This window comes from Lacticaseibacillus sp. 30 (genome assembly GCF_053819265.1).
In genome coordinates this window covers 1-25,238 of sequence record NZ_JBSOQX010000030.1, presented here as the reverse complement: position 1 = coordinate 25,238, position 25,238 = coordinate 1, and the positions used below count along the sequence as shown (strand labels likewise).

General features: G+C 45.7%; 30 protein-coding genes and 1 pseudogene. 30 read left to right on the top strand and 1 reads right to left on the bottom strand.

The window, feature by feature from the left end; genetic code table 11:
- A pseudogene (locus ACWPAB_RS13910) lies at positions 1-284 on the top strand (hypothetical protein); the annotation flags it as partial.
- Positions 285-534: 250 nt separating this feature from the next.
- Positions 535-1,533 (top strand): IS30 family transposase, encoded by a 999-nt coding sequence (locus ACWPAB_RS13905; RefSeq protein WP_003583407.1) that lies wholly within the window; start codon positions 535-537, stop codon positions 1,531-1,533.
- A gap of 195 nt (positions 1,534-1,728) precedes the next feature.
- Here the strand turns inward: ACWPAB_RS13905 and ACWPAB_RS13900 are convergent, their stop codons facing one another.
- A complete protein-coding gene (locus tag ACWPAB_RS13900; protein WP_003573729.1) occupies positions 1,729-1,947 on the bottom strand; it encodes a CsbD family protein in 219 nt (72 codons plus the stop codon).
- Positions 1,948-2,369: 422 nt separating this feature from the next.
- Here ACWPAB_RS13900 and ACWPAB_RS13895 point away from each other — a divergent pair, with 422 nt between their 5' ends.
- From ACWPAB_RS13895 to mobP2, 28 genes are all read left to right on the top strand, one after another.
- A complete protein-coding gene (locus ACWPAB_RS13895) occupies positions 2,370-3,200 on the top strand; it encodes a GcrA family cell cycle regulator (RefSeq protein WP_016369610.1) in 831 nt (276 codons plus the stop codon).
- Positions 3,194-3,493: a hypothetical protein gene (locus ACWPAB_RS13890; RefSeq protein ID WP_012491052.1), complete on the top strand. Its 300-nt coding sequence runs from the start codon at positions 3,194-3,196 to the stop codon at positions 3,491-3,493. The genes ACWPAB_RS13895 and ACWPAB_RS13890 overlap by 7 nt, the downstream gene beginning before the upstream one ends.
- A complete protein-coding gene (locus ACWPAB_RS13885; RefSeq protein ID WP_010493173.1) occupies positions 3,480-3,815 on the top strand; it encodes a thioredoxin domain-containing protein in 336 nt (111 codons plus the stop codon). The genes ACWPAB_RS13890 and ACWPAB_RS13885 overlap by 14 nt, the downstream gene beginning before the upstream one ends.
- 140 nt (positions 3,816-3,955) lie before the next feature.
- Positions 3,956-4,267, top strand: coding sequence for a transposase (locus ACWPAB_RS13880; protein WP_003582149.1), 312 nt, complete (start codon positions 3,956-3,958; stop codon positions 4,265-4,267).
- A gap of 29 nt (positions 4,268-4,296) precedes the next feature.
- Positions 4,297-5,025 (top strand): helix-turn-helix domain-containing protein, encoded by a 729-nt coding sequence (locus tag ACWPAB_RS13875; protein ID WP_003582147.1) that lies wholly within the window; start codon positions 4,297-4,299, stop codon positions 5,023-5,025.
- Positions 5,022-5,900, top strand: a complete 879-nt coding sequence (locus tag ACWPAB_RS13870) for an IS3 family transposase (protein WP_228770526.1) — start codon at positions 5,022-5,024, stop codon at positions 5,898-5,900. Before ACWPAB_RS13875 ends, ACWPAB_RS13870 begins: the two co-directional genes overlap by 4 nt.
- Before the next feature lie 78 nt (positions 5,901-5,978).
- Positions 5,979-6,809, top strand: coding sequence for an IS3 family transposase (locus ACWPAB_RS13865; RefSeq protein ID WP_003583410.1), 831 nt, complete (start codon positions 5,979-5,981; stop codon positions 6,807-6,809).
- Positions 6,810-7,490: 681 nt separating this feature from the next.
- Positions 7,491-7,769 carry a hypothetical protein gene (locus ACWPAB_RS13860; protein ID WP_003582220.1) on the top strand — a complete coding sequence of 93 codons (279 nt, stop codon included), beginning with the start codon at positions 7,491-7,493 and terminating at the stop codon, positions 7,767-7,769.
- Positions 7,770-7,780: 11 nt separating this feature from the next.
- Positions 7,781-8,047, top strand: a complete 267-nt coding sequence (locus tag ACWPAB_RS13855) for a hypothetical protein (RefSeq protein ID WP_003572355.1) — start codon at positions 7,781-7,783, stop codon at positions 8,045-8,047.
- An 18-nt stretch (positions 8,048-8,065) separates the two neighbouring features.
- Complete coding sequence (locus tag ACWPAB_RS13850) at positions 8,066-8,242, top strand: hypothetical protein (RefSeq protein WP_003572358.1); 177 nt, start codon at positions 8,066-8,068, stop codon at positions 8,240-8,242.
- A gap of 1 nt (position 8,243) precedes the next feature.
- Positions 8,244-8,471: a hypothetical protein gene (locus ACWPAB_RS13845; protein WP_003572360.1), complete on the top strand. Its 228-nt coding sequence runs from the start codon at positions 8,244-8,246 to the stop codon at positions 8,469-8,471.
- Between the two features lie 42 nt (positions 8,472-8,513).
- The gene (locus tag ACWPAB_RS13840) at positions 8,514-9,755 is read left to right on the top strand and encodes a hypothetical protein (protein WP_016382059.1); all 1,242 of its coding nucleotides are present in this window, start codon (positions 8,514-8,516) and stop codon (positions 9,753-9,755) included.
- Positions 9,733-11,292 carry an immunoglobulin-like domain-containing protein gene (locus tag ACWPAB_RS13835; RefSeq protein WP_016382058.1) on the top strand — a complete coding sequence of 520 codons (1,560 nt, stop codon included), beginning with the start codon at positions 9,733-9,735 and terminating at the stop codon, positions 11,290-11,292. The genes ACWPAB_RS13840 and ACWPAB_RS13835 overlap by 23 nt, the downstream gene beginning before the upstream one ends.
- A 9-nt stretch (positions 11,293-11,301) precedes the next feature.
- The gene (locus tag ACWPAB_RS13830) at positions 11,302-11,721 is read left to right on the top strand and encodes a single-stranded DNA-binding protein (protein WP_012491056.1); all 420 of its coding nucleotides are present in this window, start codon (positions 11,302-11,304) and stop codon (positions 11,719-11,721) included.
- 8 nt (positions 11,722-11,729) lie between these two features.
- The gene (locus tag ACWPAB_RS13825) at positions 11,730-12,308 is read left to right on the top strand and encodes a hypothetical protein (protein WP_016382057.1); all 579 of its coding nucleotides are present in this window, start codon (positions 11,730-11,732) and stop codon (positions 12,306-12,308) included.
- A 26-nt stretch (positions 12,309-12,334) separates the two neighbouring features.
- Complete coding sequence (locus tag ACWPAB_RS13820) at positions 12,335-14,791, top strand: VirD4-like conjugal transfer protein, CD1115 family (protein ID WP_016382056.1); 2,457 nt, start codon at positions 12,335-12,337, stop codon at positions 14,789-14,791.
- Positions 14,788-16,785, top strand: a complete 1,998-nt coding sequence (locus ACWPAB_RS13815; RefSeq protein ID WP_016382055.1) for a pLS20_p028 family conjugation system transmembrane protein — start codon at positions 14,788-14,790, stop codon at positions 16,783-16,785. The genes ACWPAB_RS13820 and ACWPAB_RS13815 overlap by 4 nt, the downstream gene beginning before the upstream one ends.
- Positions 16,786-16,790: 5 nt before the next feature.
- Positions 16,791-17,126, top strand: a complete 336-nt coding sequence (locus tag ACWPAB_RS13810; protein WP_016382054.1) for a hypothetical protein — start codon at positions 16,791-16,793, stop codon at positions 17,124-17,126.
- Positions 17,110-17,706 carry a hypothetical protein gene (locus ACWPAB_RS13805; protein WP_016381677.1) on the top strand — a complete coding sequence of 199 codons (597 nt, stop codon included), beginning with the start codon at positions 17,110-17,112 and terminating at the stop codon, positions 17,704-17,706. The genes ACWPAB_RS13810 and ACWPAB_RS13805 overlap by 17 nt, the downstream gene beginning before the upstream one ends.
- Complete coding sequence (locus tag ACWPAB_RS13800; protein WP_003589979.1) at positions 17,687-19,615, top strand: type IV secretory pathway, VirB4 protein; 1,929 nt, start codon at positions 17,687-17,689, stop codon at positions 19,613-19,615. The genes ACWPAB_RS13805 and ACWPAB_RS13800 overlap by 20 nt, the downstream gene beginning before the upstream one ends.
- 1 nt (position 19,616) lies before the next feature.
- On the top strand, positions 19,617-20,627 hold the full coding sequence (locus tag ACWPAB_RS13795; RefSeq protein ID WP_016382053.1) for a C40 family peptidase: 1,011 nt from the start codon (positions 19,617-19,619) through the stop codon (positions 20,625-20,627).
- A 15-nt stretch (positions 20,628-20,642) separates the two neighbouring features.
- Positions 20,643-21,287, top strand: a complete 645-nt coding sequence (locus ACWPAB_RS13790) for a hypothetical protein (protein ID WP_016382052.1) — start codon at positions 20,643-20,645, stop codon at positions 21,285-21,287.
- On the top strand, positions 21,284-21,691 hold the full coding sequence (locus tag ACWPAB_RS13785; protein ID WP_016382051.1) for a thioredoxin family protein: 408 nt from the start codon (positions 21,284-21,286) through the stop codon (positions 21,689-21,691). Before ACWPAB_RS13790 ends, ACWPAB_RS13785 begins: the two co-directional genes overlap by 4 nt.
- Positions 21,681-22,502: a hypothetical protein gene (locus tag ACWPAB_RS13780; protein ID WP_016382050.1), complete on the top strand. Its 822-nt coding sequence runs from the start codon at positions 21,681-21,683 to the stop codon at positions 22,500-22,502. The genes ACWPAB_RS13785 and ACWPAB_RS13780 overlap by 11 nt, the downstream gene beginning before the upstream one ends.
- Before the next feature lie 602 nt (positions 22,503-23,104).
- Entirely contained in the window at positions 23,105-23,284 is a 180-nt protein-coding gene (locus tag ACWPAB_RS13775) for a hypothetical protein (RefSeq protein WP_003587040.1), read from the top strand.
- 40 nt (positions 23,285-23,324) lie between these two features.
- Positions 23,325-23,579 carry a hypothetical protein gene (locus ACWPAB_RS13770; RefSeq protein ID WP_003593118.1) on the top strand — a complete coding sequence of 85 codons (255 nt, stop codon included), beginning with the start codon at positions 23,325-23,327 and terminating at the stop codon, positions 23,577-23,579.
- Entirely contained in the window at positions 23,569-24,006 is a 438-nt protein-coding gene (locus tag ACWPAB_RS13765) for a hypothetical protein (RefSeq protein ID WP_016382049.1), read from the top strand. Before ACWPAB_RS13770 ends, ACWPAB_RS13765 begins: the two co-directional genes overlap by 11 nt.
- Positions 23,999-25,237 carry a MobP2 family relaxase gene (gene mobP2, locus ACWPAB_RS13760; RefSeq protein ID WP_076665404.1) on the top strand — a complete coding sequence of 413 codons (1,239 nt, stop codon included), beginning with the start codon at positions 23,999-24,001 and terminating at the stop codon, positions 25,235-25,237. Before ACWPAB_RS13765 ends, mobP2 begins: the two co-directional genes overlap by 8 nt.
- Position 25,238: the final 1 nt, after the last annotated feature.

Here is a 25,238-nt window from a genome sequence, read left to right as displayed (position 1 = left end):
CAGGTTATATTCAACGTGAGTACTTGCCTGAGGAAAATGAGCAAAAGTTCTTTACTATGACTCCTCCAGGTGTGAATCCAGATGCCGTCACTAAGGAGTTCATCTCGATTACCAACAAAATCGAGATTAGAACATATAGTGACATAGTTATAGTTCAAAGCAAATTGCAAGATTATGTGGCAGAAATCGATTCGGGAAAATCAGTTAATACACATAAGATGGGGATGGGGGCGAGGATAGACGGAATCAACGGAAGATTTAAAGAATGGTCCTCTGGTAATTAAACTACCCGAGTTTTTAGACTCGGCCGGGGATCAATGCCCAGAGATTTCGGGTGGGAAAGTTGATATTATTTGGCTTTGACGCTTCGGCGTCTTTTTATTTACACGAGCACTCCGCCAAACGGTGAGGTGCTATTTTTATGCGACGGATTTACAATTCAAGTGCAACAAACTAGTCAAATAGAAAAGACTCATCGCCTGAGTCCTTGTAAAATGGAATCACCACAAGACCAACTACAAGGAGAACTCGACTATGAGTCCGTACACCCATCTTACCTTAATAGACCGTGAATCGATACTGCTTGGTATCTCTACAGGCAAAACTCTTGATACCATCGCCAAAGAGATAGGTCGTTCCAAGAGTACAGTCAGCCGTGAAATTGCACGTAACGGCGGCTGGCGGAGCTATTCGGCAGCCACCGCTCAGGACCGCTACCGGCGGGTTCGCTTGGCTAGCAGGCGTCCTCGGATCCTCGATCGACCGGGGACTCGTGACGCTGTCATTCGATATATCACGGTGCTACATTGGTCGCCTGAGCAGATTGCCGGTCGCTTGTCACTAGAAGGCAGTCCTATTCGCATCAGCTATTCGACTATCTACAGAGGTATCTACCTAGATAATCTCGGCGTTCCATTGAAGAGCCATGGTGCTCGCGGGCTACCAAGGCTGCTTCGACACCGAGGCAAGACGCGCAAAATCAAAGGCACCATAAATGAACGCCGGGGGCGCTTCAATGACTTGCCATCAATTCACGACCGACCCCGGTCGGCAGAAAATCGCAGCTGGGTTGGTCACTGGGAAGGCGATACAGTACGCGGTAAAACAGGACACTCTGCATTAGTAACATTAGTTGATCGTAAATCACGCTATCTGCTTTCGAAGCGAACGGCCAACGCAAAAGCTGACACTGTTAGAGACGTCATGATTGAGCTGCTTGGTGCCTTACCAGCTAACCGAGTAAGAACAGTGACTCCTGACCGTGGAAGGGAGTTTGCCCGGTACAGGGAGCTGGCAGAACGCCTGAATACAAAGGTCTTCTTTCCTGACCCACACGCGCCTCAACAACGAGGAACTAACGAAAACACCAACGGACTGATTAGAGAATACTTTCCCAAGAACACAGACCTAGACCTTCAGAGCGACCAGGAAATTGAGACTTACATTGAACAACTGAATAATCGACCACGCAAGGTCTTAGGCTGGAAGACGCCATCAGAAGTCTTCATGGGTAAAAAGTTGCACTTGAGTTGACAATTCGTCGCAACAAAAAACCTCCAGCTACCCAGGCTGAAGGCATGCATGAGGGAAGTAAATGTGATTGCAAGGGTGGCTTGCCTTGCACGATCAGTATAGCAGATGAGTTTATCAAATACGTAAAGCTCTGGTACCGGATTTGTACAGGTTTAAAAAAGCAACAAAAAAGCCGACACTTTGCCGGCCAGTTAATTAGTCTTTTTTATCTGTGCTGAGCTTGCTTTTCACATCATCTACTGTGTCTTTAACAGCATCTTTGGCATCATCAAGCTTTTCCTTGGCTTTACCAAGTATGCCTTCTGCTTTGCCCTGTGTTTCGCGAGCTTTATCACCTGTTACTTTGCCTTCAACTTCTTTTGCTTTACCGGAGATCTTGTCCTTGGTGCTGTCGACTTTACCATCTAAACTCATAGATATTACCTCCTTTTAACATCAATTATCATATAAGCTTATACAAAGTGCAACAAAAAAGCCCTCAGAGACCAGTCCAAGGGCCAAAAGGATGAAAAAACGAAACGTATGTGTGAATAGTAGCAATTGACTTGGAGGAGAACGGCTACTGCTCACGACTTCATAATAGCACATTCCTTGTATAAGTATACTAAAAAAGCCCTCGGTTGGGGGCCGAGAGCTAGAAGATTAGGGTAGTACCGAGGAGTGAAAATGAGTATTTATCTGGAACAATTTAATTTTAGCTTATTGAAATCTTTTAAGCAACAAAAAAGCTCTCGGGGCCGAATCCGAGAGCCACAGGAACAACGGAAGTTCTTTATCAGAAAGTAGAGCAGCGTCATCAAACTGCTCACGGCCATTATATTTCGGGAGGCGAGTAGATGCAATGGACAGATGAACAGATCGGTGACATTAGGAAGCTCGCCTCTGAAGGCTTTACAAGACGCGAGACAGCCGACAAACTTGGAATTAGCTATGATGCGCTTCAGGGAAAAGCAAGACGGCTTGGGATCGAGTTCCAGAAGCCACTGAAAAATGAATACGATTCAGACGGCACAAATAGGGAGACACCGTCCGCTGACAAAAAAGTCGCTCTTAATGCTGATGGTAGTCAAACAGTCACGGCCTTAATGAGACTCAAGCATGAGCCAAATAAAGACCCACGAACTTTGATGGAGTTGTGTGGATACGATCCTGATAAGTTCGAGATGGTCTTAGGCGACTACAAAGTGTATGAGCAGCATAGTACCGAAGACGGCACAGTTCCGCAGTATAGCATTCATATTCGCGTAAAGCCGAAACAAGGCTTATCGATAAATGAAATGGCTGAAGCGTTCAACGACAAAATCATTCCGGTCAATTACGGCATGAAGAAATCGGGCGATCGCAACTTAGTCATCCCATTGCCTGACCTGCATTTTGGCTGGACAACATTCGCCGATCTAAAAGACATGGTGAGTCAACTTAGAGAGATAATCATGGACGGCTACAACGAGATTGTGATCGAGCAATTGGGAGATCTATTCCATAGTGATCAGATTCATGTAACACAAACGGTTAGAGGAACGCAACTAGATCACGCAAACATGCGTCAGGCATTCCATGATGCTGTGAAGTTGTTTGATCAGATTATTCCGCTGGCAATTGAATATAGCAATCACGTCTCAATGACAGCAATTTGGCAACCGACTGGCGCTGTGCATACTTGCTAGGGCATGTTGGCATTATGCTCGCACACGGAGATGTAGCCAAGAACAAACTGACAGGACTTTTTCCATTTGAGTACAAAAAGATATTCAATATGGCAAAAACATACGAACTTCACTCAGGCCACTATCATAGCGAGCGGTTTAAAGATGATCGTGGCATTATGTGGCGCCAGCTTGGAACAGCAAAGCCAAATGATCCCTATGAGATTAAGAATGGCTTCACCACGGGCAAACATCTGCTGTATGCGTTCGTTTATGACGACACGCGATTGAGATGTACTTATGAACTCAACTAATGCGATGAAGCGAGTCGGGTACGGATATGTAAGCCACACAGAGCAAGCAATCATTGAGAAACTATCGAGAGAAGAGAAACACATGCAAGCAATCATCTACACAAAGCCACACTGCCAAAAGTGTCGGCGAACAGTATTCAAGCTGTCACGAGTCATGCCAGTGCAAACCATCACAGCAGACGCGGACGACTACGAGCGGTTCCGCAAGCTAGGCTATCGTTCAATGCCAGTCGTAACAATCTACGAAGCAGACGGCACACACGATGAATGGTGCGATTTAAGGGTTGATAAGATCAAGCAGTACACGGAGGGAAACATATAAACGGAAAATTAATTTACTTGGTTGATAAGGATGAGTATATATTCATAACAACTATTAATTGGCAAGAATGTCAATGGCTCCTATGCTGTAATTACGGACAAAAATAGTTTGTGCGATAATTGACAGATGAGGAATATTTTATGACCAATACAGCTATTCGCTACACCCCCGAATTTAAGCAAACCTTGATTGATCTTCATGAAAAAGGACACTCATTCAAAGAACTACATGAAGAATACGGTCCTTCCTTAGACACTATTCGCAAATGGGTTCAGGCGGCCACTGTCATTGCCATTGATCATCAAGGTACTGCTGTGACCAACGAACAGTTCAAGCAACTTCAAAAAGAAAATCGCCGTTTGAGGGAAGAACTCGATATTTTAAAACGAGCGGCGGTGTTGCTGGCAAAGCGTTGGATATACTCCTTTTTGGGTAGACAAGCAAATAATTAAAGCTTGTCTTCCTAGGGAGGAGTTTTTGTATGGGCCGAAAGGGTTCCAGATACACGCTGGAGGAGAAATTATTCTATATTGGTCTGGTTCGTGAGGGTGGCTGGGCACCTTGGGCTGTCCAGCGAGAATATGGTGTTAGGCATAATCAGGTTCGACAATGGCTTGAACGCTTTGAAGCAACCGGTGTAGACGGCCTCAAACCCAGAAGCGTTCATCAGAAGTATGCTGAGGAGTTCAAATTAGAGATTGTTCAGAAATATCTTGCGGGGCATACATCGTACCCAGTACTAGCCCGAGAATATGGTATCCCCGACAATAGCGTTATTGTTCGGTGGGTTTCCCTGTATACTAGTGGTCAACCATTACAAACCACTGGGAGGGCCAGACCAATGAAGGACGGACGCAAAACCACACAGATTGAACGTATCGAGATTGCACAATGGACCATTGCCAATGACTACAACTACGGCGCAGCGATGCAGCAATTCAAGATCTCCTACGGGCAGGTATACGCCTGGGTCAAGAAGTTCAAGCAAGGCGGCGAATCTGCCTTGGAAGATCGGCGTGGCAAGGCCAAGAAAGACAATGGGCAACTGACTGAGATCGAGCGTCTGAAGCTCGAAAATAAGCGACTACAAGCGCGACTGGTCCATGTGTCAACGGAGGCGGCAGTACTAAAAAAACTCCAGGAATTGGAAAGAAGGAATGCCGGTCAGACGAACAATATCAGACCATTCAACAACTTGCACAAGAAGTGAACCCAGACGCAGGCAAGCTCTACGGTATTAGCAAGGCTTGCCGGATGATGGGCGTCTCAAGAGCAGCCTACTACAAGTGGACACATCGTAAAGTGACCGTCCATGAGCAGGAGAATCAGGCCATCCGGGACTACATCATTGAGCTCGAAGAGAAGAATCACTACGTCTTCGGCGTTAAACGGCTCATGACGTACATCAACGCGGAGACGCAATACCACGTGAGTCACGGCCGAGTTCGCCGAATCATGCGGTTGGCAGGTATCCGCGCCTCCATTCGTGTGGCAAAGCGTGACCGTCAAGTGGAGAAGAAGGCGTTTCTCCTCGTCAATAAGCTCTACACCGTCAACATGGGGCACGCCTTCCACCCAGTCGCTCCTAACGTAGTCTGGGTGACCGACTGCTCAGAGATCACCTACGGCAAGGACAACAAACAGAGGCTACGGCTAAGCGCCGTAAAGGATCTTCATGACCACAGCGTGATTGCTTGGTGCGTAGCACCGACAGAGACGGCTGATTTGGCTACTAAAACAATGAAACTGGCCATCGAGAATAACGATGGTATCAAGCCTGATACCGTACACAGTGATCAGGGCACGGCTTATACAAGTAGCACCTATAACACGTTCCTGGCGGGCGAAGGTATCACGCACAGCATGTCACGACCCGGGACACCAGGTGATAACAGCCCGATGGAGAGCTTGTGGCGTCACCTCAAGATCGAGAGATTTTCCTTTGAGCACTGCTTATCGGAACTAGAAATGATGAAGCGTATTGAGGCGGCAATCAACTGGTATAACAACGAACGCCGCCAAGAAACACTAAACGGCATGACCCCGATGACATACCGGAATCATGCCGTAAAGAAAACTGCATAGGCACTTTAATTATTTTACCTGTCTACTTGACGCGGACCAGCGCCGTTGATTCATAGCGGCCGAAAGGCCGCTCTTTTTATGATTCAAGATCAATTGAGCCGGGGGCACCGCATCACAGTTATTCTCCGAGCGTTACGGATCCCTTCGAGTACCTACTATGACTGGTTAAAGTGGCATCCTAAGTCACGAAATCGCCGCCGAATTAAGCTTAAAGAGCTGGTTCAGGTTCTTTGGCAACGTCGAAAATTTTACGGATACGTGCGGATTGCTAAACGCATTCGTAAATTACTTAAATGCCGCTTAAGTGACCGCACGATTTGGAAAGTCATGCGTGAATTGGGGATTCAATCGACAATGTATCGTAAACGCTCTAAAAAGCCTACCACAACCACTGACATGCCACAAAAACCTAATTTAATGCGACACCTAGCTGACTTGTCTGAGGTCGTGACCACCGATATCACCTATATTCAACTGATCAACCCAAAATGGGTTTACCTTGCAACAGCGTATGATCCAAAAGCGAGAAAAGTCTTAGCTTGGCAAGTGGGTCAACAGATGACACAAGACCTCGCGGTCGCACCGATTCAAGCGTTAATTCACCAAGGTTATACTTTTAAGATGGTGCATAGCGATATGGGTAGTCAATATACCAGTCGTTTATTTGAGACAACATTGACAGATGCGCACCTGCGTCACTCATATTCGCGCAAAGGCAAACCGGCTGATAACGGGCGGATCGAAGCCTACCATTCGCTATTGAAACGAGAATGGGTCCGGCTGGATCAGATCAACTATGAATCAATTCTAGACGTCACTGAATCCATTGCTCGTTACAACACCTTCTACAATCATGATCGCGAGACCAACGGTCGCGGTGCTTGCAAAAGAAAGTCAGCAGCTGCATAAGTAACCTTTCAATAGGCGCACAGCCCTGGGGAAAGACCAGATGCCAGGGCTTGTTTGTAGTCTCTCTTGCACGTTAAACAAGATTAAACGCTGATAAAAGATCTGATAATGCGTGAATTTAAGTGACAACCATACGCATTCGGCAGAACCGGACAATTTTTGTCCGGACCATTGACATTCTTGCCCTTTGTCAGGTTACTAAGGAACGACCCTCAACATTGGTGCGTCGGTTGATTGCTACTGAGAAAAGACTTTATGATTCAGGCTTTTTACCGTCCTACAATTCAAAAATTGAAAAGTGAGGAGAGATTAAGGTGTTGTGGCTGATTCTCAAATGCATTTTCTGGATATTACTAGGCTTTATCTTTTTGTGTGAGCTTACAACTATTCGGATTAGCGGATTGTGTTCTCGTGAAGAGGAACGACAGGAAGCTCTTGAAAAACATCGTCAACAAGCAAAAAGCGCGCCCTAGGGCGCGTTTTTATTAGGTATTAACGTACCTCCATTTTACCAAAGTTGTGCTCTGCTACGCAATTTAATGGTGTGTCACGGGACAACAAATGCCGCTACTGGGAATCGTGGTTCGATTCCACGAAGCGGCCTTGGCTAATGCCAAAATAATGAACGCCAAATGCCAGCTAATTGCAGGTGTTTTTTGCGTTAAAGAAAGGAGACTGAACATGGCTGAACCTGTAGGTATTTGGTTACATGATCGCAATTTGAAGTTGATTTCGAAAGATCATGATGCTCTTTCTTATCGAGTCCGAGCTTCATGGGTTAAGGATCATGCTGATTATCCAATTAAGCCTGGTATGACGGTGGTGATTGGCAATATAAAGCCGCCTAACCAGCTGAAAAACGTTTTGGTTCTAAAGGTGGGGTCAGCGGAATTAAAAAGAGACGGCAGTTTAGTGATTAGCGGAGAGCGTATTAAGTCCGTTCCTAAAAACTTGATATAGGAGGTGATCGTATGTTCAATTTGGTTCTTCAAACAAAAGACATCAAGGAAGCTAAACGGAAAAACGGCCTTCTTGAAATTAGATTTCCACATCCAAAGGAGAAAGCCTTGATGCTGAAACTACGGCATGCCGTATTAAGTATCGAAACGGGGTGGCCTATTCTGCCTGATACAACTTGTATTGGTGAGATTGTGCGGGTGTTACCAAGTAAAGATCGCGTGATCGTGGCTTATGTTCGCCCGCAAAACGGTTTTCAGCGATTTGTTGAGTCGCATTAAAAATAAGGAGGTGTCGTTATGGCAATTAGTAAGGCACAAATGAACAATCAGAAACAAATGCTAACGGAGATTTTGAAACAACAAAATCTCGCATATGAAGACTGGCTTTACCAAAGAATGACTGATGAGATTGAGAGCCATCGAAAACTGATTCTACAGGCACTCAAGAATCTCAATATGAAAGAAGGACATTAATATGCAAGGAAAAGTCATCGCTTTATTGAGCGCTATTTTAGGTTTTATTATTGCCATTGCCGGCGGCTATGCGGCAGTCAAGTTTGGCTTAATGGGTATTGCTCACATGACCAAGGATCAACAGAAAATCCGCGAGGCGCGTGATGGTATGACCAATGTTGCTATTGGGCTGATTGTAGTTATTTTCGCTTCTGCCGCAGTTGCTTGGTTACAAGGCTTGGCAGGTTAATTCGGTCTGAATAAGCCTCACTCTAAAAGAAAGGAGAAGGCCGTGTACGCTAAATTTGAATGTTCAAGAAAGTTGCGTCAATTTCTAAAGAAAAAGAGACAACTGTCTTTATCCGAAGCCGAAAAGATGATTAGTGCGGCTGACGATTATGCGATTCAACATCACTTCAAGGAAGATGTGAACTTCAAAATTATTGGTCAGGACGGCATTGAGTATGAAGATAATCTTCCAATTGGCACAGGACAAGGCTGGCTGCATAACCTTCTCTTGATTCTAGATCATGCCTACCAAACCGTCTTGAGTGATCAATCGTCTGAAGCATTTAAAGCATTTTCCGACCGAGTTAGACAGGAACTAACGATTGAGGAACAGCCAAAAGCAGTCCAAGAAAACTTGCCAGTAGTTGCTCGTCAAGAAAAGGCTCATCATCTCAAACCAATTGTCTCCAAAGAGGAAGAAGCAGTACGTAAAGCGGAAAGCTCAGCGCCAGCTGCTGCAAAGCAAAAACCGCAAAAATCAAAGCCAGTCCCGTTACGGCGGCAGGCAAGAAAGAAACCAATGTGGCAATTTCCACAATTGAAGCGGCCAAAAATAAGGTTATCTGCACAAATTATAAAGCGCTTTGTGCTAGCAGCAGCAACGATTCTAGTCGTTGCTATTTTTATGCTCTTTTTGATGAGGCCAAAGCCTGTGCCGAGTTATCAAACGCTTATTCAGAATGCTTCTTACGTTCAAGCTGCGAAGCTTTATCCCAGCAAGCATAGCGATATTGAAGCCAGGTTAGTCAAGGACAATGATGAAAAATCGCTAGCTGCGTTTGTCCAAAAGTACCCATCAAATAATGGACGCTTCGATTTGGCTTATATGCAGAAGAAGTTTTCAACGGTCATTTCGGTAAGCCAAGATGCGAACCTAACGGCAGTTAGAAAGGTAAAACTAGCTATCAGTTATATTTACCAGAATCAACCAGAGAATGCTTTAACCATCAATTCAGAAATAAAGAGTCCACAACTGCAACAGCTGATCTTCCTCGCGTTGATTCATGAGGGAGAGTTGGATCAAGCAGCGACGCTTGCGAAATCCATGAACAGTAAAGATGCCGACAAAGTGCTTGAAGTTGGTAAGACCTATCAGGCTGCCTATGAGAAGGCCAAAACGGACGCAAATAATCCAAAACTCTCTGAAACAGATCGGAAACAAGCACTCAAAGATCAGCACAACTGGTTAGCACTCAGAAAATCATTAGGAGGGAAGAGTCCCTATGAAGAATCAACAAACGAATAATAAGAAACGTCATATCATCATCACAACAACAGCCGTTGCGCTACTAGGAGCTGGTGGCCTTTGGGCTGCCACACAAGCACATAGTGATCAACAGGCCACTCACACCTCGTCTTACCAGACAAAAATGCAGAAGCCTAAAGCATCCAAAGGCAGCCAAGCTAAGAAGGAGAAAGGCAAGAATACAGTCAACGATATTATTGACCAGGCTCTAGGAGACAGCAGCACCTCAACTTCAAGTGAAGACCATGCTTTCAAATCGGCAACCAACAGTGTCTTGGATAGTAATCCAATTGCGGCCATTGCGAAAACTTTAGATACGCCAGCAGCAAAAGCATCACTGGCGGCAGCAACGGCGGCAGTTGAACCACCAAAGACTTTAAATGACAATAGCGATGATACGGCTAGCGTAAAGCCGCTGACCAATGGCACAACAGACACGTCACAAACTGATCAAGGTAAAACTAACGATGATGGCAAAACGCCGACACCAGTTAATCCCATAGAGCCGCTTGACCCAGACAAACCTGTCAATCCAATTACACCAGTCAACCCGGACAACCCAGATAATCCTGTTAACCCAGTTGACCCGGTTAATCCCGTTAATCCTGTTCAACCGGAGCAAAATACTGCCCCTGTTTTAAATGTTCCTGAGGATCAAACGGTTTCGCTGTCACATAATGGTACTTTTGATGCGCTAAATGGCGTGACGGCTTCGGATAAAGAGGATGGCGATCTTACTAAGGCCATTAAGGTGACGGGCAATGTTGATCTAAGCAAAGAGGGGACGTACATCCTGACCTATTCGGTAACCGACAGTGCCGGTCAAACCACCAGCGCGAAGCGCGTGATCACGGTAGCCAATGATTTGCCAGTTATCAGTGCAGACGATCAAACAATCGAAGTGGGAACTTCATTTGATCCCGTGGTAAATGTCACGGCAAGTGATGTGCAAGATGGTGATTTAACGAAGGATATTAAGGTTACAGGCAACGTTGACACAACTAAGTTAGGAACGTCTCAACTGACCTATAGCGTGTCAGATCATGATGGTGGACAAACAACCAAGACCATTAACATCACGGTTTATGCTAAAGACGCCAGTTTTTCAGGACTTGATGCACTGACGGTTCAACAAGGATCAACGCCAGATTTGCGCAAAGGGGTCTCCGTTAGTGATCCATATAGTGCGACTCCTAGTGATTTTACGGTGACAGCATGTGATACCAAAACACTAGGACAAAAGTCGGTAACGTACTCGTACGTTGACAAGTGGGGCCATGTAACTACCAAGGATCGTGTCATTAATGTGGTTGCTGAGAAGCCAGTTTTCAAAGGGTTACAAGATCAGACCATTAAACTGGGGGATCATTTTGATCCCATGAACGGTGTGAGTGCAACGTCAACTAACGGCCCAGTAACAATTTCCTATGAGGGAGAGGTTAATACGCAAAAGGCAGGTCGTTATACGCTGATTTACACGGCAACTGATCAGAATGGACAACAGACGCAACAGACCATTGTGGTCACAGTGGAATAGGAGGACATCATGGAAGACATCAATAGTGTTCAATTATCAGGAACCGTCATAACCGATGTGAAACACCGTCAAAATCAGGATTTCCTAACTGCTTCTGCCTATTTGGAATGTATTCGAGATCATCAAGATCGTACTAAGAAGGTCAATGTTCCCGTTAAGCTTTATAACGAAACTGCCGCAGACTTCGTTAAGAACGTTAAGCTGGGTGATCGTGTTTTGATCACTGGTCGCTTTGACGCCAGTGTGTTCAGTGAGGCACCAGGGCAATCAACGACCAGATACTTCATTATGGCCGCCAGTTTCGTCAAAATCGTCAAAGAGGCCGCACCAGTGGTTGATGATCAGCTAACTAACCCACCAAAGGCGGCAAATGACACGCCCATAGATTCATCGAACTACAGCAATGTATTACCAGGAGGCTTCAACTAGGAGGAAAAATGCGAGCGATAAAAACAATTTCCAGTTTTACCAGCGATGGCCTCGATGACCGTGTTAATGAAACCACCCGATACCTGATCTCGGCCGGTTATCAGGTGATTGGTATATCGGTTGCAGGAGAGTGGTGTAAAACAGCAACGATTATCTATGAGACGGGTGTTTCAGCCGATCAAATGAAGCCAACCACGTTGCGGCAACATAGTGAGCGTGCGCTCGGGCTAATTGTAAGCCTGTTGGCACTGGTATTACTGTATCATGCGCTGCCCGCTGCCTTGTTGACGCAATCCCAGTTATATCAATTTGTTCTTACGGCAGCTGCGCTAGTATGTGCGGTCTTTTTTGTACAAAGCTTGCGCGTCATATTTCCTCAATGGGGAATCATGATTGGACTGCTTGTTTTGGCAGTCTACGCGCATATCATCGAACAAGACATATATGGGATTAAAGAGCATCCACTGATGTTAATTGTCATAACGATCATCGTGGCATTAGCACTCTATGTGCTCAAAATCGCTTATCAAAGACTTAGAAGGGTGTATTGGCGATTAGTGGAATGGATGGCGAGTCGTCATGAATAACAGGTCGTAGCAGAAAGGAGGTCAGCATGAACCACGAAAAAAGGCAGTGGCGTGAAGCGCTTGGCAACAAACGATTTCTAATCGCGATGGCAGGTCTGTGGTTGATAGGTGGTCTACTGCTTCTTAATTGGTTGACACATATTCCGTCAATGTTCCTAAAACTGATGAAACAGGCACCTAGTTTACAAACAATTGTCGCAACGGTACTACATCCGGCTAACTTTTTATGGCCTGATTTCACCTATCTGCTGGTAGTGCTGTTGTACTTGGTTGGCCTAGTTGCGCTGGTCATTTATGTACTCATACGCACCTATCGTTGGCGCAAAGCCTTTCAGTCCATTAATACTGGACAAAAAGGCACCGGACGCTTTGCACGGGTAGCAGAGGTGGCGGCCGCAAGTATCGCCATTCCATTAAATGACTATCCATATGTCGGTAAGTCAGGGGTACCTCAGCTCCATATTAAAAAGGATCAAATGGACAAATATGAATTGAAGACTGTTGTGCAGCAGTATCGCGGTGCCGACCAGCATCATGGCGTTGATCTAGTGGATACTAGTGGCACCAATACAGTTGCTGTGGCTGGGCCAGGTGGTGGGAAGACAACGCTGTTCTCCTTGCCAGTGCTGGATTTCATTATGCGGGCATCCGTCCATGACTCTGTTATTATCACCGATGTTAAAGGCGAAATGCTTCGTAGCACCAAAGCAGAATTTGAGGCACGTGGTTATCGAGTTGCGGCTTTAAACCTAGTTGATCCGACTTACTCGATTGCCTATAACCCACTTGAGCTAGTGAAACAAGCGTACGCTGCTGGAGACTTTGATAATGCGCAGATGTTGTGCAATACCTTTTCCTACAGTATTTTCCACAACCCGAATGCAAAGGAACCAATGTGGGAACAGTCGTCGATTTCACTACTGAATGCCCTCATTCTAGCGGTATGTAAGGTCTGCTTTGATCAACACACACCTGAGAAAATCACGATGTATACTGTCACCACTATGTTGAGTGAACTAGGGGCTAATCCAGATGAGAATGGCATGACCAAACTGGACAAGTTCTTCTCCAAGTTGCCCTCTGGTGATCCAGCCAAATTGCAGTATGGCACAATTCAATTTTCGCAAGGGATTACCCGTAGCGGTATCTTTACTGGTACGATGGCAGGCATTAAGAACTACGCCTTTAGTAATATTGGCCGCTTAACGGCCACAAATGACTTTAATATTGCCGACTTAGCCACTGGTGACAAACCAGTGGCTTTCTTTATCATCTACCCAGATTACGACAACTCGAACTACTCACTAGTGGCGACCTTTCTATCGCAGGTGGGTTATGTGTTGGCTAAGATGGCGACGCTCGCAGCTGACTCAAAACTCAAGCGGCGGGTGATTAATCTGTATGAGGAACTAGGTAACTTGCCACGTATTGAAGGACTACCACATTACCTCAACGTTGGTCGTGGACGTGGTCTGGTCTATTACCTGATTTTGCAGTCAATTGCACAGTTGGAGGCCAATTATGGCAAGGAAGGCGCTGCCGAAATTATGGGTGCCTGTGGCAACAAGTATGACATTTTGGCTGATAACTACGATGATGCAGAATACTTCTCCAAGCAAATTGGGCAAACAACAGTGATTGCACCATCGCGTCACGGGGCACCAATGGACACGGACAAGTCGTTTGGCGAGTCGCAAGAGACGAGAAGACTGATGATGCCCGATGAGTTGCTTCGACTCAGGAAAGGCGAAGTGGTGCTAATTCGTAGTAAGCAACGATCTGATCTCAACAATCGCTCGATCACAGCTTGGCCGATTCATGCTAATCCGGATGAGGGCACGGAGTTACCATTCTCGTTTGAATATCTGACGCGGTTTAATCACCAGGCAACCTTTGCCGAGTTGTATGGCGACAAGAAGCCAGCACATAACGACATTGATCTCAAAAAGCTGTTGCTGGACATTACCGTAACAACGATTGAACCGCAAAACGAACATGATGATCCGGAAATCACAGTTAAAGTGAATGGTCATTCACTCAATGCCGAAAACGACGAGCCGCAGGTAGAACAATACACGTCTGAACAAGCAGCAACTGACGAAAATTCAGATCAAAATACAGAAAACACACCAGCATTGGACTTAAAAAAATCGACAGAGGATTCAAAATCAGATCAGGACAATATTCACCGCTCAGAGGAACCGGAACCTAAAGACCCTAAGAAACAAATCACTACAGAGATTGATCAACAAGCGACGCCGTTATCGACTTTGTTTAGTAAATCGCAACTTCAAATGATTGAAAAGGGCGTTCAGGAGCTGCTCACACAAGATGACTACGCTGAATATCAGTCGCTGGATTCCGTTGAAGCGATGACTCATTGGCTAAATGCACGGCGAGCCATGAAGAGCTTTGCTGCGCAACTGGACTTTGCTTATCAAAAACTCGATGCATTCAAGAAGAAAGAAGGTGACAATGCTTGAGTACCATTGAATATTTGGAAAAGTTTCAGCCAGTGTTGCACAAAGCAACATGGATCAACGATGGCCTTCGATGGATTGGCTGGCAAATCATTCGTATGTTAGCGAATTTGGCTGATGGCTTGACCAGTATGTACAGTCAAGCGTTTAAACTCATCGACTTTTGGAACTCAAAAGATGTCAGTGGCTTTGTCGCCGCGTATCAGCCCATCTTTTGGGTTCTTTGTACGTTGGGTATTGCCTGGGTCGGTTTCATGATGATTCATCGTACCAAGACTGACTTTCACCAGAAGATCAACAATCTCATGGTGGCGTTGTTTATCTTCATTGGCCTTGGTACCTTGACGTCAACCCTGTCTGGATTGGTCGTTGCTGGCGTCGGAACATCACTACAAAAAGCACGTCCGGCGGTCTCAATCGTCTCCAACAATATGACTGATTTAATGCGGGTCAACAATGATGGTTGGAAATCCCTATCGCCCAATCCAAGCACGAGCATCAAAACAATTGACGACGTCAATAACCTAGATATTAATGAAACACTGGATACTGGGAATACGCTATTGAATCATGCTGGTTCCAAACTAAATGCGACTGGGAATGAAATCATGTCGCATCAGCTGACAATGGGCGGTGACGGCAAGTATCAATTACGCGATATGAAGGCATTCTTCCACGATATTGCTTACTACCGGTACTCATTTCATCCGTATTTGACGTTTTTTGAGTTATTTGCGTTTACCATTGCGATCATCTTGGTCATTATCAAGGTTTTCGTATCCATTATGGAAATCGGCTTTATTACCATGCTGGCGCAAGGAATGGCATTGTCTGATATTGATTCAGGCAAACGTAATTTAGCCTTGATACAAAAGCTGCGCGATACCTTCATTGTGTTGTTTTTAACCTCGGTCATGTTACAACTATTCACCTTCTGGACAAGTGCCCTTGCGAATCCATCAAATCAACAAAGCCCAGTTGCTCAGTGTTTCGGAATTATAGCTGGTGCTATGTTTTTGATTAACGGACCAAATATTGTGACAAGTCTGTTTGGCATGGATGGCGGTGCACGCGGTATTGGGGCAACCCTTGTTGGTGGTGCGATGGGTCTTCGAGCTGCGGGTGGCCTAGGTCGTGGTATGGCACGTGGTGTTAGCAATGCGGCACACGCAACGGCGCATGGCGCTGCTCGTGCGGCGGGATATGGTGCTGGTTTTGCAAATGCGTTTAGGAGCAATAAGAGTAATCGTTCTAGCGATAGTAAACCATCCATTGATGGCATTGGCGCAGAAGCCGCAAAACAAGACGCAGCGACACCTGATCTGGAAACACCAGCGACAACAGATCCAGCGCTTGGCAAACAAAGTGGCACAGACGGTAATCCAACTTCATCGAGCGTTGCTGGGCCAGATATGGCTTCGTTGAGCGGTACAGAGCCAGCCAGTGAGGCACCAGCAGCCACGGGGCCAGATATGGCTTCGTTGAGTGGCACAGAACCAGCCAGTGAGGCACCAGCAGCAGCTGGGCCAGACATGGCTTCACTGAGTGGTAGTAAACCAATGCAAGGAGATCAAGGCGAGCTTTCAAAACCTAAAACAGCACAACGTACGATGGGGCAACCGGCTCCAAAAGGATCAAACTTTGCGACTGGGACTAACACCCGGGGCCAATCAGCGACCAGCAACGTTGGTAGTCAGGCGGGAAACCGAGCATCAATAGGGAATACTAGTCCAGATAGTGGTACGCAAGTAGAATCTGGAACGCAAGCCGTTGATACTGGCTCAGCGCCACAGCAGATTCCGGCTGAGACACGGACGCTAGGTCAAATGTGGGGCGGCAGAGTCGTTCCGGCACTTGCCAAGCATTCGCAAACCGTTCGGTTGGCACAGCGCTCTTATAATCGTGGGGCCGCCATTCCAAGCAATACACGCAAAGTGATTCAAAGTGCAAAGAACTCATATCAAAATCATAATGAACAGCCTACCTTTAGGAGGTGACTTAAATGGCTCATAAGGTGATTTATTCGCGCCGTCTCATTGTCAAAGGACAATACAACAAGCTCTTGACCATTCGCGATGTCTTCATTGCGGGCGCTGTTTCTGGGGCCACTTTCGTTGTGCTAATAGTGACAACGCCCATGGCTGTCGCGCTGTTTGGATTGATCTTAATGTTTGTGCTAACGGCGGCATTACGAATCCAATCCGGTGTACCACAAAAGAACAACTTGCAGGTCATGAAACAATTGTTGCTGCGCAAGCGGACTATTTACCATGCAATTGACGACCCAATTAGACAACTACTATTCAAGCGAGGTGAGCATCGTGGCAACAAAGTTTGACGCTGTTGAAGCACGTAAACGCCAAAAAGAGGCAGCCAAGAAAAAGGAACGCAAGGATGGCGTTGGTCGTATTTACCCGGTAGTCGGTATCACAAATTCTGGCTACATTAAGCTGGCTCACAATGGTCTCTTGTTTTACGCGGACGTGTTCAAGCCCAAAAGCTTTGACTTGTTTGAACTGTCCGTTCAAGACGCTGATCAGATCGAGAGTGAGCTTTGGGGGTTACATCAACAATACCCTGGTTCGATCAAGGAACTGTACATGAACTTCCCAGAAACCAATCAACGGCAACAAACTTACTTCCGGCGGAAAATTGAGCAGACTCGTAATCCCATTTATCTTGAGCTGTTGCAACACGATCTAGCTGTTCTTAAGCAGCTAGAAAAAACCTATCGCAAGCTAAGCAGTTGGATCTGGTTCTTTGGCGACAGTGTGCCGGAGCTAGAAAGGAATCTCGAATTAGCTAGGCATGCTTCAACGCTTTATACCTTTGAGCGTGCAGGACTTGCCGAAAAGGAGAAGATGTTACAAATGATGAATAATCCGGAGGTGAGTGTTAGTGAAACTGAAGAAGCTTGATTTAGATCAGCACTTTGTTTTTAAAACGCAACCTGCAGGTGGTATTGATACGCGCAACGAACTTTATCTGAATATGGGTGATCACTATATGACGACGATCCATATTTTTGATATTCCAGAGGAGTTCAGTGACTTTTGGCTCACAGGTATAACTGAAATCCCTGGAGTGACAACAACGGTGGATACGGTCAATAATACTAAAGCCGATTTCGTCGACAATATTGCGGAGGCTATTACGGAACTGACCGTGCAATTAGATCATGCGAAAAACATTGCCGATTCTGATGAGATTCAAAATGAAATTGATCCGCTGCGATCATTGAGCTTAGCACTACGTAAAGACGGTGAGGTCATCAGGCAGACCTACATTCGAGTGTATTGTTATGCAGCAACTCGTGATCAATTGGAACGTAAAGTAAACGAAGTCGTGAAGCAGATTCGCAAAATGAGTTTCAAGGCCTCAGTCTTCCTCGGTGAAGGTATGGAAGAGTACCAGGCGATGTTTCTACCTGCTGGTGAACAGCGGTACTTGAAGAATGCGCGCGAAGGGATTCCGCTTAGCGGTGAAGTGTTAGGCTTGAGTTTTGCACATAATCAAACCTCTTTAAATGACCCGTTCGGGTCTTATTTTGGCTACACGCAGACTGGCGGAACCGTCTATTGGGATCAGTTTTTAGTTGACAAACAGCGAACTTACTACAATCTGTTTTTGAGTGGCGACCTGGGATCAGGTAAATCAACGCAGCTCAAAAAGATTATCTGGGAGCGCGCGATTCGGAGTGACCTGGTGCGTATTTTTGATCGATCTGGTGAATTTAGAGACACGGTACACGCCCTAGGCGGGAAGGTCGTTAGTTTAGATGGTCGTGATGGCACAATCAATCTGTTACAGGTTTATCCAAGTGTGACCGTGGGTGATAGCAACGAAGTTGATCCAGTTGGCAGCTACAAAGCTCATCTCAAGGACTTGAGTGTGAAATATCGCTTGTTTAATCACGACGCTAGCGGGCAGGAGGCACAATACTTCGCAACCCAGTGCGACGGCTTGTATCGTCAACTAGGGCTTCTGGGAGACAGCATTGGCTTAACTCAGAAGCCTTTTATTACGGAACGAGACGCCAATGATTATCCCACGCTCAGTCAACTCATTGACTTTGTTGATCAAAAACGCCAAAACCGCACGGACGATATGGAAAAGAAACTGCTAGATCATATCTATGTCACCCTTAACAATTTGCGGAAGACTTATGGCGAATTGTTTGATGTGCATTCTACCTTGCCTGATTATGACGGTGAGTTGGTGGTTTCCTATGACCTCTCAGCGCTTGCGGATTCATACCCGGAAGAAGTACAGGACTTGCAGATTTATAATGCGCTGATCTCAAGTTACAACGTTTGTATGAAACAAGGACGGATTGAAAAGAAGGCATTTGATGACGGTGAGCGATCGCTTGAGGATATTCACCACTTCTTACTGGTCGTTGATGAATGTCACACTTTGTTGAACACCAACAAGGCTTATGTGGCCGATCTGTTTGTCCGAATCATGTCAGAAGATCGTAAAGCCTTTGGTGCCATTTGCCTAGCAACACAGCGGTTGGAGCGAATGTTTCCTAGCGGTGATAATGCACAAGACCGAGACACAGTCAGCGCCATTAATGCGCTCAGGCAGATTTATACCTTATGCCAATACAAGATTGTTTTGAAGCATGATGCGACAACCATTGGAACAGAAAAGAACCCACGTATTTTGCGCCAGTTGTTAGGTGATATTCTGTCACCTAGCGAGTTTTTACAGATTCCTAAGTTTGATAAAGGTGAAGCAATGTTCCTTCTAGGATCTGAAAAACTGCATATGCACTTCCAGGTGACGAAGCAAGAACTTGCCATCTTCAAGGGTGGTGCCTGATGTGAAAACTCTTAGCAAACGTTGGTTGTTGCGTTTGATCTTTGGAAGCTTAAGCAGTTTCGTACTGTTTTTTGTTTTGTTCATGGTCCTCATTGCAGCCATGTTTGCTGGGTTGAACGATAAGAAAGGTGGCGGTAGCGACTGCGATATTACCGGTAGCATTTCGGCCACGGGTAATTTCAACAAAGACACCTATCAGCAAGCATGGGCCAAATATTTTACGAGTGGCGTGCTCAAAGATGAAGCTGACTACACTATCAAAGCAGCAAACAAGGCAGGCGTTTCGCCTGCTCTTTTTGCGTCCATCATGGGACACGAAAGTGGGTGGGGAAAAAGTTCGGCCGTGCGTAATCAAAACAATCCGTCAGGCCAGATGTCAGGTAGCACCATCATTTCATATCCGACTATTGAAGCAGGCATCGACGCAACGGTGGCCACCTTGCATAACCTGGTTGTCGAGCGACAGTTATCAACGGTTGAGAAGCTTGGTTCGGTCTACTGTCCTGTGGGTGCGGCTAACGATCCCACGGGACTGAATGCCAGCTGGGTACCATCCGTCAAAAAAACAATGCTTGAATTTGGAGCAGATGCCAGTGCCACATTGGCAATGACGTGCAACTCTGGCGCTGGAAGTATGGGTAACGGTAGCGCCATCATTACCGAAGCGAAGAAATATCTTGGCATTCCTTATGTCTGGGGTGGCAAATCTCCAGCGACTGGCATGGACTGTTCCGGTTTTGTTGGTTACGTCTTAATGCAGGTCACGCATAAATCTTACCCACAATACACGGTGTCACTGGAAAGCAAAGGCACGATGCTATTCAACGGCGGCAAACCTGTCATGAGTGAATTACAGCCAGGCGATATGATCTTTTATGGTGACCACGGCGCGTCACATCATATTGCTTTTTACGCTGGTGATGGTCAAGTGATCGAGGAACCTGAACCCAATGACGTCTGTCACATTCGTCCCTATAAAGACTATGAACCAGACTTTGCAGTCAGACCATAGAACAAGGAGGTAAACATGAATCGTAAAACAATGCTGGTCAGTGTCATGATGATCCTCGCACTTGGTGCCGGTGTCTATGGCTGGACGTCAGCCAATACAGCCAACAAAAATATTAGTCAGCAGAAACAAGAACTCCGTACCATGGCATCTAAAAATGGATCATTAGAGACGCAATTAGAGGCGCTCAAACTTTCTAACCAGGCCGATCGTGCATCAAATCAAGCTGACAACGCTAGTAAAAAATCGACTACAACATCGTCTCAATCAGACAACCTAACAGACACAACACAGAAGATGACAGCAATGATGAATGGTCTGTTGCAAGGCATGTACTCGCCTAAAACGGCCACCACAATGGGTCAGTATGAAGCCATGAAACCTTACCTAACGGGTGAGGCGATCCAAAGTTTCATGCCTAATCGTGACACACCCATTAGCGCGAATGGGTTCCAAGAATCGACTATTAACGACCTGCGCATTTTTGTCACGCCACAGGGTGATGACTACTTGTTAATGGCACGTTACGAACTTGGTAACAACAAGACGAACACAAATAAGAAAACCACGATGGTTTTTCAAGGGACGGTCAGGAAGGTCAGCAACGACTACAAGTTAGCTGCCTTTGATTCTAATCGCGCACTATCGGGGGTGACACCGTGAAGCATCCGTTTAGACATTTCCTCATCAATGCTGTTATCGGTGTTGTCATCTCTACAGTTTCTTTATCAGCGCTCTATGTTTACGCACCGAAAAAAATGATTGATGTGGCAACCCCGGTCACGATCAATGCACAAAAGAAGGATCAATATATTCTTTACTACAGTCCTACGTGTTCAGTTTGCCAGCAAGTTTATCGCACTTACTTCTGGCGGTCAGTAACCGGACAACTCAAGTTTGCCAGCGTTGCTAATGAGCAAAACAGAGAAGCGGCAGCAGCGTTAGGCATCACGAAAGTACCAACCCTAGTTCATTATAAAAAGGGCAAAGTAGTGACCCAGTACACCGGTCATCAAGAGCAGCAAATCGATAAAGTGCTGGCTGGTGGCAAGGCAGGTGAACATTAAAATGATGAATCAAGGTATTCACTTTCAAGACAAAAACAAGTACAGTCTTCGCTACGTCAAACTGCTTGGCATTCTCCTAGCAGCTTTTTCTTTGCTCATTTTTGCGATTGTTTTATGGCCTCGCCAAACCGACAACAAACAAATCAGTCTTGGCCAGACTTTCGATCAAGGCAACAACCAGTTTCAATTTGCCGGGGTCGATACAGACAAACAAAACGCCGCCATGTACTTCTACGTTACCAAGAACACCATCGACCCGCTGGCACCTTTAACGACTGTCGTCGTGACCAAAAAGACACATAGCGGCAATGACTTTCATACCCAATTGAAACAGATCGCCGATGACTATTACGTGGTCAAGCTTAAGAAAAGTGCGATCAGCAATGGTCGCTTGTTTGTCAAACTAGGTTCAGGAAAAGACCTGTCAGGGGTCACGAGTGCGATTGATTTTGTTCTCCTAGACCTTCGCCATCCTACCAAGGTGACGTCCCTAACAGAAGGTGTTTATCTTAAGAACTACCTCAAGATTTTACGTAGTAACACGACTAACCGAGTCGCTTCCTTAGAAAAGAAGCTGGTCCAATACAATCATGATCTGCAAATTTTGAAGACTAGTTTAGCCCGTCAAAAAGACACCGCCAACTTGCAAGTCGGCAAGCAAAAGCGAGCAACTGAACAACGCATGACGCAAACCGAGACGAATATACAAGACAAGAAACAAGACATCAGCGACACGCAAAGTGCCATTAAGGTGGCCCAGAACAATCTTCAAAGTTACGAGAAGCGCTATCAACATTACGCTCATCATTGAGTGCACATGTTCGCTTGCAGTTGGTGCAACTTGTTGTGTGTACTTCATGTTGTCGTCAAGTCACTAGTGAGTTGTGAACGGTGCAACAACGAAACTGTGCTTGTTCGCGTGGTCAGGTGCCATTTTTGGCAAATGTTGCATTTTGGAGAAATATTAAGCACTGTCCTCTGTATGCCAACTCGCACAAGGGATTAGGTGCGATTGATAAATGTTGGATTTTCTTCTAAAATTCAACATCGTCTTTTTTCTAATGTTGAATTTTATCTCATAATACAACAATTCACTAGGAACGTGACCCCACCATAAATCAAACCGCACTGCGGTTTACCCCACTTTTGGGGTCAGATTTACCTTATGCTCTTTCTTTATTTTAGGACTTGTCAGATCACCCTAAAAATACGCTTGTTTCGATCGAGCCGTTTTTGAGGTCGGTTGGTTCGCAACTCAAATTTTTCTGATCGTTTGGCTGGTGAAAAACGTTGACGTTTTGACCAGAGTAGTCGCAACTGTTTACCAAAAATCGTCCGGTAACGTGACGCGATTTTAACGCCGTGTGGGTTTGCCAGGCGACAGTTTGTCATCGCTATGAAGGAGGCTTTGAGATGGATAAACAAAACGAAACACGTCGAGTCATGATGACCTTGAGCGATCAGGCAATCGCAAAGTTGGATCACCTTGTAGCTGAAAAGCAACGGGAACTAAATCAAAATCCGGAGCTTGCTAAGTACAACCTAAGGCTCAACAAATCAAATATTTTGGAAGCGTGGCTATCAAAGCAGTGACGTTTTCGTTGGCGTCATATTTTTAAAGGAGGAAAAAAGAATGGCGGAATTGAAAGTGAGAGATTTATCTGAGCAAGATTTGGCGGGTATTGAATCTTCTGCTAAACGTGCTCATCTATCACGAGAAGCCTATCTTCGCGAACTCATTCATCATGACGCAACCGATCACTTACTCAGTGGTGATGTGTCCGATTTGCGCGAACTAACAAGACAAATGGCAATCATCATTGAGCAAAATACGAAAGCCTATCTTGATTTTGTTGACGCGGTTAGGAGGTTGCCTAGTGAGAATTAGAAAAACAGTGACTTTGGATTCCAACCTTGAAGGCTTCGCTAATCCAGAGGACGTTCAAAAATATATGGATCAGAATGATCTTAAAACTTTAAGTGCTGCCCTCAAGTCTTTAATGGATGAACACCATCAACTGAGCCAACAAGTTACGCAGAAACAACAACTAGTCCATGAAATTGTCCAGGGAATTATGGAACAACTCAAACCCACCACAAAGAAAGTCACGATGACTGACCGCAACTTGTTGGTCTTGTTGAAACTGTTTGACGGTGTTGTCGTTCAAAACGGCTGGGACAATTTGCCCATTCCCGATGACACAATGAAGCCAACAACAGTTGCTCGTCAGATTGTCAGTGACCAGATTAAGACCGAGTACATTCGTCAACAAACGACTCAAGTACACCATCGAGGTGGTGGTGCTGATGCCTAGTCGAGTATCACCGGGCATTGTCAATGTGACTGATTTTGTCGCAGCCCATGCCAAGAAGTTTGGCAGCTACATCAACTACATTGATCGAGACGAGGCAATTCGGATTGATCACTTTGACCAACAAAACATTCTGTCAGTTGACGGCTACAACCACTACATGGAGAATCCGAAAAAGTCTTCCGGCATCTTCACTGATCAATACGATCATCTAACACCAACACAACGCGTTCAGTTAAAGAAACAATTCACCGTTGCACAAAAGCATCAGTCAGTCATGTGGCAGTCCGTATTCAGTTTCCGAAATGACTTTCTAGCTGAAAACAATGTCTACAATCCGAAGACCAAACAGTTGGATGAAGCCAAGTTGCGGGACGCTACCCGGGTCGCCATGAACGACTTCACCGGCAAAATGGGTATGACACATTCCGCTATTTGGTCGGCAGCAATTCACCGCAACACAGACAACATTCATATTCATGTTGCCATTGTGGAGCCACAACCTACCCGTGAATGGAAGCGAGTTACGGTCGAAGGTAAGCACGGTGAGACCTATCAGGAATGGCAGCGCAAGGGTTATGTGCCTAAGAAAATATTGAACCATTTCAAAGCTGCCTTTGCTAACGAAATGGTCGATCGCGATCGTTCACTTGCACGGATCAGTGACCTCATTCGTCAACGACTACAACCTGATCAGCGTTCTGTTTGGCGTCATCAGAGCAGCCTAGACTTTGCCGTTAGGTATCAAGAGTTGGTCAAAAGCTTACCCCGTGATCGCCGTCTTTGGAAGTACAACAACAATGCCATGAAGCCCTATCGCGGTCAGTTAGATGCCATGTCGCGAAACTATTTGATGCGTTGCAAACCAGAAGAGTTGGGCGAATTTAAACAACTACTCGCACAAGAAACACGTTTCCGTGAAGCCTTGTATGGCAGTGGCACAAAAGAAGCTAACCGTGCGCAAGACTACACCGATAACAAATTGCATGAACTGTATGCCCGGATGGGCAACAGTATTTTAAAAGATATTTCCGCTTACCGTTCCGAACAAGAAGCTGTTTCTCAAACACATCATCAACCATCAGTAGCCAATCACTTGAATGGCCTACAAAAGATTTTCAACGCCGATATCAAGGGTCAACGATTAGCCAAGCGTGAGTACCAAAGACGCCAGGCTGATCAGGATCGCGAAAAAGACAAGAAGAAGCAGGAACAACAGACGCGCTTTTATTAAC